This is a genomic window from Candidatus Protofrankia californiensis (genome assembly GCF_900634765.1).
Classification (GTDB): Bacteria; Actinomycetota; Actinomycetes; order Frankiales; family Frankiaceae; genus Protofrankia; species Protofrankia californiensis.
Genome location: NZ_CAAAFT010000407.1, coordinates 14,680 through 18,374, shown reverse-complemented (window position 1 = coordinate 18,374; position 3,695 = coordinate 14,680). Strand labels below are relative to the sequence as shown.

Here is a 3,695-nt window from a genome sequence, read left to right as displayed (position 1 = left end):
GGCCATCGGCGCACGGCTGCCCTCCCTGGCATCCGCATCATGCGCCGATGGACCGTCGTCTGCCGGGCAGGAAGGCTGGAATGAAGTCCGCTGAGATCGCGAGCCGTTGGCTCCGCTATTTTGCCGACCGGGGTCACACGGTTGTTCCGTCGGCTTCCCTCATTGCGGACGACCCCACCCTGCTGCTCGTGAACGCCGGGATGGTCCCGTTCAAGCCGTATTTCCTCGGCGAGGTCCGTCCGCCGTACACCCGTGCCGCCAGTATTCAGAAGTGTGTGCGGACCACCGACATCGAAGAGGTCGGCCGCACGACCCGGCACGGTTCCTTCTTCCAGATGTGCGGGAACTTCTCCTTCGGGGACTATTTCAAGGAGACCGTGATCCCGCTGGCGTGGGAACTGCTCACCACCTCCGTGGCGGACGGCGGATACGGCCTGGACGACAGCCGGCTGTGGGTGACCGTGTACCTCGACGACGACGAGACGGCCGACATCTGGCAGTCCAAGGTCGGCGTGCCCGCCGGGCGCATCCAGCGTCTGGGCATGGAGGACAACTTCTGGTCGATGGGCGTGCCGGGTCCGTGCGGGCCCTGTTCCGAAATCAACTACGACCGCGGGCCGGAATTCGGTGCCGAAGGCGGCCCCGCGGTGAACGGCGAGCGTTACCTGGAGATCTGGAATCTCGTCTTCATGCAGTACATCCGCGGGGAGGGTTCCTCGAAGAAGGATTACCCGATCCTCGGTGACCTGCCGTCGAAGAACATCGACACCGGGCTCGGGCTGGAGCGGCTCGCGGCCATCCTGCAGGGCGTCGACAACCTCTACGAGATCGACACCTCGCGGCTGGTCCTCGACCGGGCGTCCGCGCTGACCGGTGCCCGCTACGGTGCCGAGCACCGCTCGGACGTGTCGCTGCGGGTGGTCGCCGACCATGTGCGTACCTCGGTGATGCTCATCGGTGACGGTGTGCTTCCCAGCAACGAGGGACGCGGCTACGTGCTGCGCCGGATGATGCGCCGCGCGATCCGCAACATGCGCCTGCTCGGTGCCCATGACGCGACCATGCACGAGATGGTCGCGGCCACCATCGAGGCGATGGGCCCGCAGTATCCGGAGCTTGTCACCGACCGCGTCCGGATCGACTCGGTCGCCACCGCCGAGGAGGCGGCGTTCCTCCAGACGCTGCGCACCGGGACGTCCATCTTCGACCTGGCCGCGAGCGAGACGAAGAAGGCCGGCGGGAGCGTCCTTGCAGGTGCGCGGGTGTTCCAGCTCCACGACACCTACGGTTTCCCGGTCGACCTCACCCTGGAGATGGCGGCCGAAGCGGGCCTGACCGTCGACGAGGAGGGTTTTCGCCGGCTCATGGGGGAGCAGCGGCAACGCGCCAAGGCTGACGCCCGCGCCAAGAAGACCGGGCACGTCGACACTTCGGCGTACCGGGACGTGCTGGAGGCGGCCGGTCCGTCGGTGTTCACCGGATACGACAGCACCGTCGAGGAAGCGCGCGTACGTGGGTTGCTGGTCGGCGGCGTGCCGGCTCGCGAAGCCACCCAGGGTGACGATGTCGAGATCGTGCTCGACCGGACGCCGTTCTACGCCGAGGGCGGTGGTCAGCTCGCCGACGCCGGCGTCGTCCGGCTCGCCGACGGTACCGAAATCGAGATCTTCGATGTGCAGAAGCCACTGCCCGAGCTGATCGTCCACCGCGGCCGGGTGCGGACGGGGGGAGTCACCCCCGGCGCGGGCGTCCAGGCGGAGATCGATCCGGCCCGGCGAGCGGCGATCTCGCGCTCCCACAGCGCCACGCACCTGACTCACCAGGCCCTGCGGGACGCGCTCGGCCCGACTGCCGCGCAGGCCGGTTCGGAGAACTCCCCCGGCCGGTTCCGCTTCGACTTCTCCTCCGCGGCCGCAGTGCCGGTCTCGGTACTCGCCGACGTGGAGGAGACCATCAATCAGGTGCTGATCGAGGATCTCGACGTCCACGCCGAGGTCATGGACATCGACCAGGCACGCCGGACCGGCGCGATCGCCATGTTCGGCGAGAAGTACGGCGACCGGGTCCGGGTCGTCTCGATCGGTGACTACTCCCGCGAGCTCTGCGGTGGCACGCATGTGCGCCGTTCGGGGCAGCTCGGCCTGGTCAAGCTGCTGGGGGAGTCCTCGGTCGGGGCGGGAGTGCGGCGGGTGGAGGCCCTTGTCGGCCTGGACGCCTACCGCTACCTGGCCCGGGAGGCCGTGCTCGTCTCGCAGGTCACCGATGTGCTCAAGGCTCCGCGGGCCGACGTGCCCGAGCGGCTGTCCCAGGTGCTGGGCCGGCTTCGGGAGGTCGAGAAGGAGCTGGAGAAGCTGCGGGCCGCGGAGGTGCTGGCCGTGGCGGGCGATCTCGCCCAGGCCGCCGAGGACGTCGGTGGGGTTGCGCTGGTCGCCCATCGGGCTCCTGACGGTACCTCAGCGGACGACCTGCGCAAACTCGTCCTTGACATCCGCGGCCGGCTTCCGGTGGAGCGCCCGGTTGTCGTCGCGGTCGCGGCCGCGGTGAGCGGACGCCCGGTCATCGTGGTGGCCACGAGTGGCCCGGCGCGGGACCGAGGGGTCAGGGCCGGGGAGCTCGTCCGTGGCGCCGCGAAGATCCTCGGTGGTGGGGGTGGCGGCAAGGACGACCTTGCTCAGGGCGGTGGCGCCAACCCGGACGCGATCGCGGACGCGCTCGCCTCCGTCCGGCGAACAGTGGCGCAGCGGGCGGCTGCCTGAGGCGTCAGGCAGCCTGACACGCCCGGCTTGACGCGGCGGGCTGGCGGCGCCAGGTGCGGGACCGCTCGGCTTGCAACGTCCCGGCGGCGTCTCGCGGCCAACTATCCGCTTTGCGGCTGCCGGGCGTTTTGTCTCTTCTGAGCTAAAGGTCACACCCGGAAACTCGGATCGAGCCTCCTTCGTTCTTCAGGATGGTTCACATAGTTACTGCACGTGATGGGCCCTGCTGACGGCAGGACCCATCACCAACAGGACTCGGACTGGCGGTCGGATGCGGGCGGACAACGCCCATGGGTCGGCTTCGTTATAGGCACGGTCGTCTTTCGCGACCCCTGCGAAGCGTCTCCATCGCGACACCCTGTCCGGTGCCGATCCGACCCCGAGGAGCACGGTGTGGCAGTCCCACACGTCCCATCACCAGTACCTTCGTCGTCACAGCACAGCCACTCGCCGCCCGGCGCACCGGACGGTGCCGCTCGCGATCGGGCCCGCCAGCGCACGATCGCGGCCCTGAGGCCCGACCTGCAGGCGTCACTGGTGGTCTTCCTGGTCGCGATGCCCCTGTCGCTGGGTATTGCGGTCGCCTCCGGCGCGCCGATCGCCGCCGGTCTCATCGCCGCCGTGGTCGGTGGGATCGTCGCCGGCTCGTTGGGCGGTGCGCCGTTGCAGGTCAGCGGGCCCGCGGCGGGGCTGACGGTCATCGTCGCGGGCCTCATCTCCACCTTCGGATGGCAGGTCACCTGCGCGGTGACCGCTGCCGCGGGCGTGGTGCAGATCCTGCTCGGAGTGAGCCGCGTTGCTCGCGCAGCGCTCGCCGTCTCACCCGCGATCGTGCACGGCATGCTCGGTGGTATCGGGCTGACCATCGTCTTCGGGCAACTACACGTCGTGCTCGGCGGTGAGCCGGAAAGTCACGCCCTGGACAACATCACGACTCTG

At 69.2% G+C, this 3,695-nt stretch carries 2 protein-coding genes; both read left to right on the top strand.

Annotated elements, in window-relative coordinates; all coding sequences use genetic code 11:
• Window positions 1-80 precede the first annotated feature (80 nt).
• Window positions 81-2,756, top strand: a complete 2,676-nt coding sequence (gene alaS, locus DD1DGNOD_RS20860) for an alanine--tRNA ligase (RefSeq protein WP_131768197.1) — start codon at window positions 81-83, stop codon at window positions 2,754-2,756.
• Window positions 2,757-3,257: 501 nt separating this feature from the next.
• Window positions 3,258-3,695 (top strand): SulP family inorganic anion transporter (locus tag DD1DGNOD_RS20855; RefSeq protein WP_346434361.1); only part of this gene is annotated, 438 nt, incomplete at its 3' end.